The sequence below is a fragment of the Dyadobacter sp. HNCC25DJ187 genome, assembly GCF_056895255.1.
In genome coordinates this window covers 1,722,813-1,737,281 of record NZ_JBXHAT010000002.1, presented here as the reverse complement: position 1 = coordinate 1,737,281, position 14,469 = coordinate 1,722,813, and the positions used below count along the sequence as shown (strand labels likewise).

Here is a 14,469-nt window from a genome sequence, read left to right as displayed (position 1 = left end):
TAGTTGGCAGCCGAAGTTCGACTGCCGAAAGCCAAATGCTTATAACCATTTTACAATCTGTCTATCAACATTCCTCCGTCTATACCAATTACCTGTCCGGTGGAGTAAGGGAAGTCGCCCCTGGTAAGTGCCGCTACAGCTTTTCCTACGTCTTCCGGTGTTCCCCAGCGAGGTTGCAGTGCAATGCCGCCCTGAAACAGGTTGTCGTACTTTTCCTGCACTTTGGAAGTCATATCCGTAGATATAATACCCGGGCGCACTTCGTAAACAGGGATATTGAATTCAGCCAATCTTACTGCAAATAGCAGGTTGGTCATCGCAAGACCAGCCTTCGATATACAGTATTCTCCACGATTGACAGATGCCACCGTGGCCGAAATGGAAGTCACGAATACGATGGAAGCGTCGAAAGCATGGTTATTCTGTTTGGTGTGCGCCATTTTTTTCGCCACGGCCTGTGTAAGAAAGAAAGGTCCTTCCAGGTTTGTCGTCATTACTTCGTTGTAATTCTCTGCCGTAGTTTCTAATATATCGAGCCGTTCACGCGGAGCTATTCCTGCATTATTGACGAGTATATTAATGTTCCCAAAGCCAGCGTATGCTTTTTCAAGAATTGCTTCACGATCTGCCATATCTGCAATGCTTCCCTGGCAATACAAAACCTCTGCACCCAGTTCACGTAGTTCGTTGAGCGCGTCAGCACATCCTGCTTCATCGCGTACTCCGTTAATGGCCAGATTATATCCTTCTTTCGCAAGTGCTTTGGCAATGCCAAAACCGATACCACGACTTCCGCCGGTGATTAGCGCTGTTTTTTTTACTTCCATGATTGAAGATTTTTAGTTTAAAGGTTTGATTTGTCTAAAAGTGTAAGTCAGATATTCAAACTTTTTTTAAACCATTTTTGGCTTTAACTCTATTAAGAGCAGATGCATTTGACAGTTTGGTGGACTGCTGAAACTTTCAAACTTTTTTAAACTATAGATCCTCTATTGGTACCCACTGGCGTTTTTCCCAGCTTTCGATTCCTTTTTCAGCCAGTTGAACACCTCTTGCACCCGCTTTCAAATCCCATGGAAATGGCGTGTCTTTGACGATATGTTTCAGGTACAGCTCCCATTGTGTTTTGAAGGCATTATCGAAATTCTCCTGCTCCGGTACCTTCGACCAGCCTTCGAAGAATGGAATCGGTTGTGGAATATCAGGATTCCAAACCGGTTTAGGCGTATTTCCATAATGTTGGATATAGCAGTCACGCAGACCAGCTACAGCAGAGCCGTGTGTTCCGTCAACCTGTAGTGTCAGCAGGTCATCGCGGCGCACACGCACGGTCCAGGAAGAGTTGAATTGTGCGATCACATCTCCTTCCAGTTCGAAAGTGGCATAGCAGGCATCGTCAGCAGTACAGTTGTATGGCTTACCGTTTTCATCGATACGTTCAGGTATATGCGTTGCTCCCAGGCAGGATACTGCTTTTACATTTCCGAAAAGATTGTCAAGAACGTAGCGCCAGTGACAAAGCATGTCAACAATGATACCGCCATCGTCTTCCTTGCGGTAATTCCAGGATGGACGTTGGGCAGGAATGCTGTGGCCTTCAAATACCCAATATCCGAACTCGCCACGTACAGAAAGGATTTTTCCAAAGAAACCATTTTCCATCAGTCTCTTCAGTTTCAGCATGCCCGGTAACCAAAGTTTATCCTGAACTACACCGTTCTTCAGGCCAGCCTTTGTAGCCAGGTCGTATAATTCGAGTGCTTCTTCAGTGGTAGTTCCGGTTGGTTTTTCACAATAAATATGTTTACCTGCCAGAATCGCTTTTTTGATCGCCGGAGCCCGCCTGCCTGTTACCTGTGCATCAAAATAAACCTGATATTGAGGATCGTTTAACACCGAGTCCAGGTCAGTTGTATATTTCTGCACACCAGACTGTTTACAGAGGGATTGCAGTTTGCTTTCATTCCGGCCTACCAGAATAGGATCCGGCATGATCACTTCATCCTCGGAGATTTTTACACCCCCCTGTTCAATGATTGCTTTGATTGAACGTAATAAGTGTTGGTTGGTACCCATACGGCCGGTTACGCCGTTCATGATAATGCCAATGGTATGTGTTGTCATTTTGTTTAGCTATTGGCGACTAGTTTTAGGGATTAATCGCCGGTTAGAAAAGATTTTATTTTAAATCACATGGAGAATAGCTCGTGGCTGTCAGCTGACTACACTTTCTCCTTAAATGCTGTGGTAATCTCATTAAGGAAAAGATGCTGGTCTTTGGCCCAATGGATATTTGAGAATATCTCTACTTCACAAAAACCATTGAAACCGGTTGCTTCCACCCATCCACGAATTTTTTTAAGATCAATACAGCCTTCGCCCATCAAACCACGGTCGTTGAGCAGATCTATGGTGTTGACTTTCCAGTCGCACACGTGGTATGCAAACAGATTGCCGTGTGCGCCGCATCTTGCTATCTCTTTCTCCAGATCGCCATCCCACCACAAATGATATACATCTACGGCCACACCTACAAAGGAAGAGCTGAAAGACTCCGCCATGTCGTTGGCCTGAGCCAGCGTATTGATGGCCGAGCGATCCGCAGCGTACATCGGGTGAAGTGGTTCAATAGCCAGTTTAACATTCAGTTTTTCTGCAAGTGGTAATATCGCTTCTATACCTTCTCTGATCTGTTCGCGCGACTTTTGCATCGACTGGTCAGGTGAGGCGCCGCAAACCAATACGATCATGGGAGCACCCAATGCAGCTGCTTCTTCCAGCAACTTCTTATTATTGTCGATAGCCTGTGCGCGCCCGGCACTGGAGGTATGAGGGAAAAATCCGCCACGTACGTAGGAAACAATTTCAAGGCCTGCCTGGCGGATAATCTCTCCCGAGCGGAGCGGGCCAATACCTTCAGTTGCATTTTGCCATACGCTGATCCCCTTCACACCCGCAGCTGCATAATGCTCCACCGCTTCCGGCAGCGCCCATGGCTTTGTTGTAATGGTATGAATACAGCAGCGATCGAGAGAAAGAGACATTTTAATGGTTAGTTATTAATGATTAATTGTTAATGAGGTTACTCTCCCATGTCCTAAGCCCAACCGATCTTACGTATAGTAAGATAACTGATGATTAGCTATTAATGAGGTTCCATTCTGTGCCCTTGCCCCTAAATCCTCTGCTACTTAACTGCCCCTAAATACGTATAGTAAGGCAAGTCCTTATTGATTCTGTGCAGGTAAAGCGCGAGTTCGCGGGCGTGATAGTCACCCCACATGCTTGACTCCCCACTCGCTATTTTTTGTCCGGCGGGTACGTTATCCCAACCGTTAGGCTCGTGGTAAATAGAATGCAGGATCAGTCCCTGATGCGTCGGATCTGTTGAAAGATACGGCTCAGTAAAAAGGCTGTCGAGAGAGGTAAGCCCAGCCTGCCAGTAGCGCGATCCGTCTTCGTTATGGTCGTTCAGATATTTCCCCAGGCGAAGCAATCCCTGCGCGCCGATGGCCGCTGCTGAACTGTCAACCGGCTCAAAATCATTATAAGGATCCGATGGACGGGATTTGTAATCGCCCAGTTGATGGATTTGCGGAGCGCCTGTGTCCCAGTAAGGAATGCCGTCGGCAGCCGTGTTGTCGATAAAGAAATCGCAGGTTGCTTTTGCTGCTTTGAGATATGTTTTTTCAAGCTCTGCACGGCCGCCTAACAGAGCAAGTTCCTCGTCTGAAAAACCTGACAGCGATTCCAGTTGTTCAGCGAATCCGAGCATTGCCCAGGCGAGGCCACGTGTCCAGGTGGTAAATCCTGAAAAACCCTGCTGAGAGTTAGGGCATCGGAAATTTCCATCATTGGTGTTAAACACACTTTCGTGTGCAGTCCGGCCCCATATATCATAACTGTCGCGTCCTTCTCCGTAGAAAACTGAATACTTGGCAGTAGCCAGAGAGTGGTAAGTACCTCGCTGCAACAAACTCGTTTTGACGTCATTCTCACCCATCAGGCTATGTCCCAATTTATGAGACACGATCAACGCTCTTACCGATCGGATCGTATCTACAAAAAGTGAATGGGGACCGTTGAAAGAATGTATAAATCCTTGTCCGTCTTTGGTATTGGTCCAGCGATGAGCTTGTACCGACCCTGAAACTTTCAGTGCTACTTCATAAAAATTCCTTTCCCATTCGTTTTCCGGAATACGGCCTTCGTTCATCAGGCGAATCAGGTTGCCATAGGTACTTACATTATTAAATCCATGGTCGTGTACACCAAAATGGCTCACATGTGATGCCATGTATTTTACCGTATTGGCTCTGGCACTTTTCAGGAAGTCTTCTTCACCGGTAGCATCATACTGTAACACTTCTGCTCCATACTGAAATCCCTGGGTCCATTCTGTCCAGCCGCGGAGTGTATATTTACCATTGACAGTAAAGACAGGCGTTCCTTTGGAATTATCGTATTCTTTGGTGATCAACCGTATTTTTTCGGCTGAAAGCTCCCACAACTTGTCAATCTTGGATTGAAGTGATGCGGCTGTAAGGTCGTTACGAATCTGCATGAGTTGAAATCAGTAGTATTATTTAGCCTTTTTATTTTAGGATAATACAAAGATATTTTTCTTAACTCAGGACATCAAGGTACATTTTTGATATTAAATGGCACTTTTCCGAACTCTTTCTCGATACTCATTCGGAGTAAGTCCGGTCTTTCTTTTGAATATTCTACCAAAATAGGAAGGGTCTTCAATATGGATATGATAGGCAATTTCTTTGCTGCTCAGATTGGTGAAGACGAGTAACCGTTTTGCTTCGAGCAGAAGTTTATCCAGAATATATTCCTGAGAGGACGTACCAAGGCACTTTTTGACGATTTTGCTCAGGTAATCCGGCGATACAGAGAGTGTGGTGGCGTACTGCTGTACTTCGTGTTTTTCCAGGAAGTTTTTTTCAACCAATTCCTGAAACCTGCCAACTAGCTCTGGTACAGAACGGGAGGACGCATCGAGCAGACGGGATTCTTTTTTAGCCATTACACCGCATTTTTGCAGTAAAAGTCCCAGATACTTTCCAGTGATCGCCTGATCGGTTTCGTCATGCAGGTGATCAGCTACCATATTCTCCAACAGGTTATGAAAATAGTGACAGTCTGTATCCGACAATGTCAGAATAGGTTGGCGTCGTCCTGGTTGAAAAAATGGGAATTGTGCCAGCGAGGCGGCAGTCGGATTATAGAAAGAATAAAAATCTTCAGAAAAGGCGACGATAAAGCCCTGACAAGGCGTTGAGAAATGAAGCAGATGTACTTGTCCGGGTGTAAGAAAATGTAATCCTGCGCCTTGCACGGGGTGCGTGTAGAAGTCAATTTCATGAAATCCTTGTCCCTTCTCAATAAATAACAGTTCGTAATAGGTATGCCTGTGCGGGGCATCCGTCGGGAGCGGCGTGATAGGCAGGGAAACCGGTGTTTCCTGATTTAGAACAGTACTGTTTTTGAAGCGATAAATCTTTAAAGCGGGAATTTTACCAGGAGATTTGGGAAGAGAATGAATAGGTATGGCATCCGACATGTAATCTATAGTTTACGACTCCTCATACTGAACAACCTTTTTAAAAGTCGTGGTGTCAATAAAACTACCAGCAGGTTTAAATAAAACATTTCAAACCGATTGTGAGTGAGGGATGGGCTGAAAGGTATATTAAAATACATTTTTTTAATGGGCTGTGACTAATTTTGCCTTTTCGTTGTTGACTTCAATGTCAAATAAACATAGCAAGAACAATAAGTGAATCAGGAAACCAAAAGCGGCCAGATATTCGACCTTCCTACGCTGAGGCGTTTGTATGTATTTGTAAAGCCCTACCAAAAGCAGTTTTATCTTCTTATAGGCATTATCATGCTGAACGCTGTGCTGGCGCCGCTTACTCCGCTTCTGATTAAATATACCATTGATAAACCCATCGCCAACGGCAACTATTCTCAGCTCACACTCATGCTTGTAGTAATGGTGGTGGTGACGGCAATACAGGGTGTTGCACAGTTCTGGAATACGTATATGTCGGGCTGGCTGGGGCAATACATCATTCGTGATATACGGGTTCAACTTTATGAAAAAATCATTGGTCTCAGACTTAAATTTTTCGACCAGACTCCCATCGGAAGGCTTGTAACACGTACCATTTCAGATGTGGAAACGCTGTCCAACGTGTTCAGCGATGGTATGGCCGCCATAGCCGGGGATATTCTGCAACTGACGCTGATCATTGCCGTGATGTTTTATACTGACTGGAAACTCTCCATCATCAGTTTATCCATGATTCCGCTGATGCTTTTTTGTACGTATGTTTTTAAAGAAAAAATCAAAGATTCCTTTAATGAAGTACGGGCGGCTGTTTCAAACCTGAACTCATTTGTACAAGAGCATATTACAGGCATGAGTATCGTGCAGATTTTCAGCAGTGAAGATATTGAATACCAAAAATTTAAGGAGATCAACAAAACGCACCGTGACGCCAACATCCGGTCCATTCTGTATTACTCTATTTATTTTCCTGTAGCTGATGTGATTGCTGCTGCAGGAACAGGTCTGGTGGTATGGTATGGTTCAAAGCAGATACTAAATGAGGAAGTTACGTTCGGGACAGTCACGGCATTTGTGATGTTCATCAACCTTTTCTTCAGACCGATACGTCAGTTGGCCGACCGGTTTAATACTTTGCAAATGGGTATTGTAAGTACCGACAGGATTCTGAAATTGCTTGACAGTGAAGAGTATACGGCTAACAATGGTACCCTTGATCCGGAAATTATCAGAGGAAAAGTGGAGTTTCGAAACGTTTGGTTTGCCTATAATGAAGAAGAATATGTATTGAAAAACATCAGCTTCAAAGTGGATGAAGGTAAGACGGTTGCTTTGGTCGGTGCTACAGGAGCCGGGAAATCGTCCATTATCAATCTGCTGACAAGGTTTTATGACATTAACAAAGGGAGTATTCTGGTCGATGATGTTGAAGTGGAAAAATACGAACTCAATGCACTGAGGAAACACGTTGGGATTGTATTGCAGGATGTATTCCTTTTCTCTGACACGATTGAAAATAACATTCGCCTGGGCGATTTTACTATCACAGATGAAAAGATCATCGAAGCAGCCAAGTTAGTAGGCGTTCATGATTTCATCGAAAGGCTGCCTGGCGGCTATCAATACAATGTCATGGAACGCGGCGCCACTTTATCTGTAGGTCAACGACAGCTGATTTCATTTGTACGGGCCATGGTGCATGAGCCGAAAATCATCGTCCTGGATGAGGCTACTTCTTCTGTAGATACAGAAACAGAGGAACTGATTCAAAAGGCGATTGAGAAATTGATGAAGGGAAGAACCGCCATCGTCATTGCTCACAGGCTATCTACCATTCAGGAAGCTGATAAAATCATCGTGGTAGATAAAGGTGAAATCATGGAAGAAGGAAACCACGAACAACTTCTGGCAAAGGAAGGTTTTTATGCCAATTTGTATAGGATGCAGTACAAGGAGGTGTTGAAGATTGGGTGATAAACAGGCATTCACAGTGCTTCGCTGCAAGATACTATTCTACTAAATAATTTCCTTAGAAATAGTTTGATGTTTTACTTTGGTTGGTTATTATTGTCAACCATTCAACGTTGTGAAATGATTAAGTCAGTTTTAATTGATCTTAACATGGAGCAATATGCATCATACGAACTCGGATTTCATGCCTCCCCATCCTGGGGTTCATCTGTTATCTCAAACAGAATGGGCAGTCCTCATGTACCTCACGGAGGGTTTAAACTCCAAAGACATCGCGATCATTATGAACGTGATGCCAAAGTCTGTTGATAATTATAAAAATCGTATTGGTAGGAAGCTTGGGGTGCAGGGCTATGGTGCCTTGTATAAGTATGTGGTTGATAATAGAGCTATTTTCAATACGTGAGTTGCTTATTTTTAATTCAGGATATCTAAAAATTTATATTATGAATCGTCAAACTATACTCCTTATTATCGGATTGTTGATTTTTTTCGTCGGCTGCTTTTTTAGAATGTATGGCAAAGTGGAAGATGGTATGTCCATTATGAACGTCGGGTTGTATTTGACAACTGTTTGGCTGATTGATGCATTTTTACATATAAAAAAGGAAGTTTATAAACTCAGGAATGAAATTAAAGAGTTGAAGAGTAAGGGATTATAAAAGGTAATCCAGGGTATGTGAAATCTAAGAATGAGCCTTGACTAATATCTTCTCTCAATCAACCCACCCTATGAATCTGCTCATCACCGGAGTATCCGCGATCATGTTTGCTATTTGCCGCTATCTTTTATACAAGATGTTGTATCTGGATCAGGATTTAGAAAAGATGGATATTGTAGCTTTGCTGGCTGCGCAGATATGGATTGCGGCAAGAGTAGCGTTGAAATACAAAAGGACATAAAATAAAGACCTTATGAACCGGACCAATCAGCTAATGAACCTTCTTGAAGTCAGATACCCTCTTGTTCAGGCACCTATGCTTGGTGTTACGACTCCTGAAATGGTGGCGGCGGTGTCTAATGAGGGAGGATTAGGTTCGCTTCCTGTTGGTTTGCAGTCTCCTGAAAAAACGCTTGACCTGATCCGTAAAACAAAAGCACTTACTGACAAACCGTTTGCAGTTAATCTGTTTGCACATGATATGCCGGCTGTTGATGTTGAGGCAATCAGCGCTATTCAGGATAAACTGGTTGTTATAACGAATCGATACGGTTTGGAACATCCCTTGGTGGATATTGAAAAACTTCAGCATTACTCATACCGTGAACAAGTTGAAATACTGATCAGCGAACATGTGCCGGTGGTTAGTTTCACCTTTGGAGTGATTGATGCTGAAAGCATTCAGCGTCTGCACGGTGCGGGAATCGTTCTGATCGGTACTGCTACATCAGTACGTGAAGCAAAGTATCTGGAAAGTATTGGTATTGACTTAATCACGGCACAGGGAATTGAGGCAGGAGGACATAGAGGTACGTTTTTCTCTGATTAACCTTTGCCACAAATAGGAGCTATGTCACTCATTCCGCAAGTGGTGGATGAAGTATCTGTACCTGTGTTGGCAGCCGGTGGAATCATGGATGGCAGAACGATTAAAGCTGCGATGATACTTGGAGCTGCCGGAGTACAGGTAGGTTCTGCATTTTTAAGAAGTAATGAAAGTTTGAGTATTGATAGTTACAAACAAGCGGTGCATGAGAGTGTGGACACGGACACCGTCCTGACGCGAGCATTCTCTGGTCGTTGGGCCAGGGGGATACGTAATACTTTTCATAATGAAGTGGAGAAACTCAATCTTGATTTTCCTGCTTATCCACTATTAAATGATCTTACCGTACCAATCCGAACGGCTTCACAAAAGTTAAATAACAGAGAATTCACCACATTATGGGCGGGTCAGTCTGCTCATTTGGCTAAGTTGAAAACTTCTGCGGAGATAGTCAGGGAGTTGGTGAGAGAGGCAGGGTGGTGAAATGAGCAAAAAATTACTCCCGAAAATATTGAGATAATAAAAATGGCAGCTTTCGGTTTGAAAAGCTGCCATTTTTATTATCTCCTTCTCGCCGTATCCAACGGTATAGGCGGTGGGCCGATCAGATCGTCCTCATCAATTTTAACACCGGTACTGTCACTATCCACATCCAGCGAATCGCTCTCCGCAGGTGCCCATTGGGTTGGACAGTTGTATTCTTTTGTAATCTTGAAAGTCGGTTTCGGAAATGGGCCCGGTTCTATGCCTACTGCCTTATCTCTGTATATTTTTTCAAGGAACCGACCAACAATAGGCAAGGCGGTTTTGGCACCTTCCCCGAGATTGGTCGTACGGAAGTGAATACTCCGGTCGTCGCCACCTACCCATGCACCTACAACCAAATCGCGAGTTACACACATGAACCAGCCGTCGGAGTTGTTGGATGTAGTCCCGGTTTTCCCACCTATTTCATTGCCGTTCTTAGTCACATCATAGCGCCATCTGATACTGCCCGATGTACCACCAGGCTCTTCTACGCCGCCCTTCAGCATCTGTACCATCATGAATGCTGACTCCGGGCTAATCGCCTGACGATGTTCAGGTAGGAATTCTTCAATAACCTTTCCATTGCTGTCCTCAATCTTATTCACCAATATAGGTTCTGTGTAAGTACCATTGTTGACAAACACACTATAGGCGGCTACCATGTCATAAAGCGACACATCAAATGGACCAAGTCCAATAGACGGGAGTCCTTTTAAAGGCGTGTTTATCCCCATTTTTTTTGCATAACGAGCGACATTTGCAGGCCCCACCTGGTCGGTAAGTTCGGCTGTTACAGAGTTGATCGACTGAGCAAGTGCTCGTCTTAAGGTCATGCTGGAATAGCTGAAAGTACCTGTTGCGTTTCGCGGTTTCCACTCCTTCTCTTCACCATCTTCCATGTATTTTTTCATAAATGGCTTATCAACAATCTGGTCGCAAGGACTCATGTTGAAACTGGAATCATCAATGGCAGTAGTATATACAAATGGCTTGAATGTAGATCCTGGTTGGCGTTTGCCTTGTTTTACAGCATCATATTTGAAAAAATTATAATCAAGGCCACCTACCCAGGCTCTGATCTGACCCGTGTGCGGATCCATCGCCATCATACCTGCTCTCAAAATCCGCTTATAGTAATCTAGCGAATCCATGGAGCTCCAGTATTTCTTCATTTCACTGCTGTTTTTCCAGTCATATACCGTCATAGTATCCTTCTTATTCAGATAATGAGCAACACTGTCGGGACTGGATGGAAATTTAGCTGCGAGCCTGCGGTAAGCATTGGTACGTTTGATGACGTTGGTCAGGAAGTCAGGGATTTCTTTACCATTTTCGTCCACCCATGGATTTTGCTTTCCCCAATGGTCTTCAAATACCCGCTGGAGCTGCTTCATTTTTTCCGTCATTGCCTCCTCCGCATGTTCCTGCATGTGGGAGTCAATCGTGGTATATATCTTCAGGCCATCTGTATAGAGATCATAGCCGTTTTCATCACCCCATTTTTTAACAAAATCAACTACTGCATTTTTGAAATAATTGGCATTTCCATCGTATGGTGTTTCAAATTTGGTTTTAAGCTCGATAGGTAATGCACTGATTGAATCCGCTTCTTTCGCAGAGATATATCCGTATTTCTGCATCTGGCCGATCACCACATTCCTGCGTTCCAGTGAGCGCTTCGGGTTACGGATCGGGTTGTAGGTAGTAGTGGCTTTTTGAAGTCCCACCAAAACAGCGGCTTCCTGGACATTAAGACTATCCGGCGACTTGCTGAAATAGGACTTAGCAGCTGTATTAATCCCGTAAGTATTGCTGCCGTAATCCACTGTATTGAAATACATGGTCAGGATTTCCTGCTTTGTAAAGTTTCTTTCAAGTTTGATGGCCGTCAGCCATTCCTTGGTTTTATAAATCACCGTACTCAGCACGGGAACAGATCCCAAAAGTCCTCTAGCCCCACTTCGGCGTGTCTTGAAAAGCTTTTTGGCGAGCTGCTGCGTAATGGTACTGCCACCTCCACGATCGGTTGCACCTGAAACAATCCCGATGGCCACACTGGCCATGGCTTTGTAGTCAATACCGGAGTGTTTGTAAAAACGGATATCCTCTGTTGCAATAAGTGCTTTGACAAGGTTAGGGGATATCATTTCTGCAGTCACCGGAGTACGGTTTTCTGTATAGAATTTACCGATCAAAACGCCATCTGCGGTATATATTTCTGAGGATTGATTGACTTTCGGGTTTTGCAGATCTTCTACGCTGGGCATACTCCCCATGAGCCACAGAAAATTGGTTTCTACACAAAAAATGTAAAAACAAGCGCCCATAAAGCCATAAACGAAGGTCTTCCAAATAACACTGATCGAGCGGTAATAGGTGGATTGTTTATCAATTTTACTGTCCCACCAATCAGACAAAGACTTTCTTTTATTTCTGTATGAAGCAATAAAAGCGTCAGCTCTGGATTTGCCTGCTATGAGAGATAATAATTTGTAGAAAATAAAGCTGAAAAACGTTGAGATCTGTGTTCCAACAAACTGGAACATGTTTTTTATTTTGTAAAAGAACGATCTGATTACTTCCATCAAACGTTAAAGGTTCGTAAGGTTTCAAAGATAAGAAAAGCCGGACAAATCTGACGATGTCCGGCTTTTCTTATCTGCTTTCTATTATGCTTTTTCAAATTTGAGCGCAACACCATTCATACAATAGCGAAGTCCTGTCGGACGTGGACCGTCGTTGAAAACGTGACCCAGGTGCCCACCACATTTTTTGCAAACAACTTCGGTACGGATCATTCCGTGACCGTTATCTGTGATTTCTTCAACATTTTCACTGGCAATGGGTTGGAAAAAACTTGGCCAGCCCGAACCGGAATCATATTTAGTCACTGAGCTGAATAAGGGTGTTCCACATGCGGCACAGGCATAAATTCCTTCCTCCTTATTGTCGTTGAATGGATGCGAGAAGGGTCTTTCAGTTCCTTTTTCAAATAAAACGAAACACTGTTGCCCGGTCAGCTCCTGCTGCCATTCTTCCTTGGTCTTTTGTATCTCTCTCATATCAGTTGCATTTTAAATTATCTCTAAAAAAATAACACCAAAACAGAGCTTATCGTTTACTGAATATTCTTCTCAGCCATGAATCCTCTGCGGGCCAGCATTTGTTCTGAGATTCTGGCGGTTTCCGGAAAAGGCCGGCAGAAAGCCCGAAATATAAATTAAATGCTTTTGGCTTTCCTATATTAATTAATCCCGGAAGATGGTCGGTTCCGATCCATAAAGGTCCTATTCTTCCAGCCAGACCGATAGATGGAGTCCGATAACGGTTCATCAATACAAGCGGGACAGAAATCTCATACCATTTGTGTTCATAGCGTGGCGTAACGCCAACAACAGACTCAGCTTTCATTCCGAATGCAGAGCGCGGAATCAGGTTATGTACCCAAAGCGCATTGACATACACATTAGGTTTGATGTTGTAGTCGACACTTGCCTGAAATGCGGTTGGTAAAACAGAAGTAACATTTGGTGCAATCGATCCGCTCACGCCTAAAGAAGAATTAATCGCATTAAATACGCCTTCTGAGCCTTGCAACTTTTGGAAGTTGTCGAATGTAAATTGCCTGTTTGCCGTTTGTATTTCCTGTTGCAACAGGTAATTAGGGTTGTTGAAACGTACCCGGCCTATATCCGTAACCGAAACGGCGATACGGTACAGGTATTTATTTTTAGAAGCATCACGTTTGCGAATACCCCTTTCGGTGTAAGTATATTTGTTGATGTCCGGACGGTATTCATATACAGCACCGATATCAAATCCCCATCCGCTACCCGGAGCAGCATTGCCCAGAAGCCAGGCCGGAGTTGGGCGAATGTTTTGAAAAGCTTCATCTCTGGTCATTCCATATTTCGCATCAATCTGATTCACCTCAATAATTTGTCTCTTATTATCCCAGGCCGGATCAGGCGAAAGGCTAAAAGAGGAGTTTTCGATAGTTGCGTACGCATTGTAAAGTCCGATCAATCGCTTTACAGTAATTCCTGCTTTCAAAAAGTCAGTTTCGTTGTCTACAACTGTACCTCCTAATGTCATAGCCAGTTCAGCCATAGCATTAAAATGGAGTCTGCCAGACTGATTGTCGAAGCGTGGTCCTTGCAGCCCTTCCAGACGTGTGGTTTTACTGATCAGACGGGCAAGCGGCTGTGTCATATCATCCATATTGAGCATAAAGCGGGTACGGGTTGCCAAAGCAATACCCGCTCTTCCTTTCATAAGCGGAAACATGATTGATGGTAAACGAATGTCTCCACCTACATTCATGAATTTATCTTTACCGTTCAGTTTTTCCTGCAGATATGTTCTCGGAAATTGTGTAACACCACGCTCATTCCTGTATTTGTCGGGCACACTGTTGGTAATAAGCCCCATAAAAGAATAAGGAGCGTCGTATTTAACGGCATTGTTTCCCATATAAAACTGAGCTCCTACCAGATTTACATATAAACTGTAACGGTTATCGGTAACGAAAGCAGGATTATGGTAGAGTGCATTAGTTCCGGAGTAATTACCCATTGACACGCCCGGAAGGTGCTGCGCTTTACTTCCGAAAGAAATAACTGTCAGTAAAACGAAAGTCAGCAGCAGATTTTTTTGCATAGTGGAAGTAAAACGGAGAATACCTTATTTACTGTATTCCGGATGCAAAGAAAAGGTCTGGACACATGACTTCCAACGGTACCAGAATGGTTAAAGGAATATAATTCTAACTATCCTGATTTGGTATGATATTATTAACCATGATTCTTTGTGTTGTATGATTATTTCAAGACAAGCATTGAGAGTTGGTTTGGAATGGAGAATTGGTGAACTTGTAAGAAAACTGCTGTCAATTTATA

General features: G+C 43.7%; 12 protein-coding genes and 1 pseudogene. 5 read left to right on the top strand and 8 right to left on the bottom strand.

Annotation, left to right across the window (positions count from 1 at the left end; genetic code table 11):
- Positions 1-50 precede the first annotated feature (50 nt).
- The 5 genes from AC1XUE_RS18130 to AC1XUE_RS18110 form a co-directional block, all read right to left on the bottom strand.
- On the bottom strand, positions 51-827 hold the full coding sequence (locus tag AC1XUE_RS18130; protein WP_483357401.1) for a 3-ketoacyl-ACP reductase: 777 nt from the start codon (positions 825-827) through the stop codon (positions 51-53).
- Positions 828-978: 151 nt separating this feature from the next.
- A complete protein-coding gene (locus tag AC1XUE_RS18125) occupies positions 979-2,124 on the bottom strand; it encodes a Gfo/Idh/MocA family protein (protein ID WP_483357400.1) in 1,146 nt (381 codons plus the stop codon).
- A gap of 98 nt (positions 2,125-2,222) precedes the next feature.
- Positions 2,223-3,044, bottom strand: a complete 822-nt coding sequence (locus AC1XUE_RS18120; protein WP_483357399.1) for a sugar phosphate isomerase/epimerase family protein — start codon at positions 3,042-3,044, stop codon at positions 2,223-2,225.
- 143 nt (positions 3,045-3,187) lie between these two features.
- Positions 3,188-4,564 carry a glycosyl hydrolase gene (locus tag AC1XUE_RS18115; protein ID WP_483357398.1) on the bottom strand — a complete coding sequence of 459 codons (1,377 nt, stop codon included), beginning with the start codon at positions 4,562-4,564 and terminating at the stop codon, positions 3,188-3,190.
- A 93-nt stretch (positions 4,565-4,657) separates the two neighbouring features.
- A complete protein-coding gene (locus AC1XUE_RS18110; RefSeq protein WP_483357397.1) occupies positions 4,658-5,572 on the bottom strand; it encodes a helix-turn-helix domain-containing protein in 915 nt (304 codons plus the stop codon).
- Positions 5,573-5,788: 216 nt separating this feature from the next.
- Here AC1XUE_RS18110 and AC1XUE_RS18105 point away from each other — a divergent pair, with 216 nt between their 5' ends.
- The 5 genes and pseudogenes from AC1XUE_RS18105 to AC1XUE_RS18085 all read left to right on the top strand — a co-directional run bounded on the left by AC1XUE_RS18105 (position 5,789) and on the right by AC1XUE_RS18085 (position 9,526).
- Complete coding sequence (locus AC1XUE_RS18105; protein ID WP_483357396.1) at positions 5,789-7,558, top strand: ABC transporter ATP-binding protein; 1,770 nt, start codon at positions 5,789-5,791, stop codon at positions 7,556-7,558.
- Positions 7,559-7,715: 157 nt separating this feature from the next.
- Positions 7,716-7,961, top strand: coding sequence for a helix-turn-helix transcriptional regulator (locus AC1XUE_RS18100; protein ID WP_483357395.1), 246 nt, complete (start codon positions 7,716-7,718; stop codon positions 7,959-7,961).
- Positions 7,962-8,001: 40 nt separating this feature from the next.
- Positions 8,002-8,217, top strand: a complete 216-nt coding sequence (locus tag AC1XUE_RS18095; RefSeq protein WP_483357394.1) for a hypothetical protein — start codon at positions 8,002-8,004, stop codon at positions 8,215-8,217.
- Positions 8,218-8,287: 70 nt separating this feature from the next.
- Positions 8,288-8,458, top strand: coding sequence for a hypothetical protein (locus AC1XUE_RS18090; protein ID WP_483357393.1), 171 nt, complete (start codon positions 8,288-8,290; stop codon positions 8,456-8,458).
- 12 nt (positions 8,459-8,470) lie between these two features.
- A pseudogene (locus AC1XUE_RS18085) lies at positions 8,471-9,526 on the top strand (NAD(P)H-dependent flavin oxidoreductase).
- A gap of 77 nt (positions 9,527-9,603) precedes the next feature.
- On the opposite strand, the gene AC1XUE_RS18080 reads toward AC1XUE_RS18085, so the two are convergent.
- The 3 genes from AC1XUE_RS18080 to AC1XUE_RS18070 form a co-directional block, all read right to left on the bottom strand.
- Complete coding sequence (locus AC1XUE_RS18080) at positions 9,604-12,117, bottom strand: penicillin-binding protein 1A (protein ID WP_483357392.1); 2,514 nt, start codon at positions 12,115-12,117, stop codon at positions 9,604-9,606.
- Between the two features lie 123 nt (positions 12,118-12,240).
- Entirely contained in the window at positions 12,241-12,633 is a 393-nt protein-coding gene (gene msrB, locus AC1XUE_RS18075) for a peptide-methionine (R)-S-oxide reductase MsrB (RefSeq protein WP_483357391.1), read from the bottom strand.
- Between the two features lie 49 nt (positions 12,634-12,682).
- Complete coding sequence (locus tag AC1XUE_RS18070) at positions 12,683-14,230, bottom strand: DUF5723 family protein (protein ID WP_483357390.1); 1,548 nt, start codon at positions 14,228-14,230, stop codon at positions 12,683-12,685.
- Positions 14,231-14,469: the final 239 nt, after the last annotated feature.

Bases quoted from the DNA above. Each gene is read 5' to 3' on its own strand.
- AC1XUE_RS18115 (WP_483357398.1), bottom strand. From the start codon at position 4,564: ATGCAGATTCGTAACGACCTTACAGCCGCATCACTTCAATCCAAGATT.
- AC1XUE_RS18120 (WP_483357399.1), bottom strand. From the start codon at position 3,044: ATGTCTCTTTCTCTCGATCGCTGCTGTATTCATACCATTACAACAAAG.
- AC1XUE_RS18095 (WP_483357394.1), top strand. From the start codon at position 8,002: ATGAATCGTCAAACTATACTCCTTATTATCGGATTGTTGATTTTTTTC.
- AC1XUE_RS18125 (WP_483357400.1), bottom strand. From the start codon at position 2,124: ATGACAACACATACCATTGGCATTATCATGAACGGCGTAACCGGCCGT.
- msrB (WP_483357391.1), bottom strand. From the start codon at position 12,633: ATGAGAGAGATACAAAAGACCAAGGAAGAATGGCAGCAGGAGCTGACC.
- AC1XUE_RS18100 (WP_483357395.1), top strand. From the start codon at position 7,716: ATGCATCATACGAACTCGGATTTCATGCCTCCCCATCCTGGGGTTCAT.
- AC1XUE_RS18090 (WP_483357393.1), top strand. From the start codon at position 8,288: ATGAATCTGCTCATCACCGGAGTATCCGCGATCATGTTTGCTATTTGC.
- AC1XUE_RS18130 (WP_483357401.1), bottom strand. From the start codon at position 827: ATGGAAGTAAAAAAAACAGCGCTAATCACCGGCGGAAGTCGTGGTATC.
- AC1XUE_RS18110 (WP_483357397.1), bottom strand. From the start codon at position 5,572: ATGTCGGATGCCATACCTATTCATTCTCTTCCCAAATCTCCTGGTAAA.
- AC1XUE_RS18080 (WP_483357392.1), bottom strand. From the start codon at position 12,117: ATGTTCCAGTTTGTTGGAACACAGATCTCAACGTTTTTCAGCTTTATT.
- AC1XUE_RS18070 (WP_483357390.1), bottom strand. From the start codon at position 14,230: ATGCAAAAAAATCTGCTGCTGACTTTCGTTTTACTGACAGTTATTTCT.